The sequence below is a fragment of the Methylobacterium oryzihabitans genome, from assembly GCF_004004555.2.
Lineage (GTDB): Bacteria > Pseudomonadota > Alphaproteobacteria > Rhizobiales > Beijerinckiaceae > Methylobacterium > Methylobacterium oryzihabitans.
This window is the reverse complement of the sequence record NZ_SACP01000101.1, coordinates 1-557: the sequence shown is the minus strand read 5'-3', so window position 1 is coordinate 557 and position 557 is coordinate 1. Positions and strand designations below refer to the sequence as shown.

Annotated in this window: 1 protein-coding gene; it reads right to left on the bottom strand. The window is 65.7% G+C overall.

Annotated features, from left to right (window positions below; all coding sequences use genetic code 11):
* Nucleotides 1-249: 249 nt before the first annotated feature.
* On the bottom strand, nt 250-557 hold a 308-nt coding region (locus tag EOE48_RS28515; RefSeq protein ID WP_148239816.1), incomplete at its 5' end, for a phosphopantetheine-binding protein.

Here is a 557-nt window from a genome sequence, read left to right as displayed (position 1 = left end):
CGGCCAAGCCCAAGGCAGCCGCTGAGCCCAAGGCGCCTGCCGAGCCCAAGGTAGCTGCCCTGCCGGGGGGCAAACCCGCTGCGGCGAAAAAGCCTCGGGCGGTGAAAAAGCCTACTGCCGGGTAAGCCTGTCCCGGCCACTTCGCGGGTAGACCCGCTCCCACAGGGTCATCACAGGTGCTCAAAGCAGTGCAGTACCTGTGGGAGCGGGCATGCCCGCGAAGAGGCCGGTGCAGGCTAGCCAATCACTTCAAAGCCCCTCGAGCTCGGCCATCAGGTCACTGAGCCGGTCGACCTTGTCGTCATCCAGCGCACTGCCCTGCAACCCCAGCACATACTCGGCCAGCTCCTCCACCGTGCTGCACTCGAACATCGCCCGCAGCGGCACGTTCAGCTGCAGCTGCTTCTGCACCCGCGAGGCGATCTGCGTGGCCAGCAGCGAATGCCCGCCCAGCTCGAAGAAGTTGTCGTGCACCCCCACTCGCTCGGCCTTCAGCACATCGGCCCAGATACAGGCCAACACTTCCTCCAGCTCATTGCGCGGCGCCTGATAGGCCT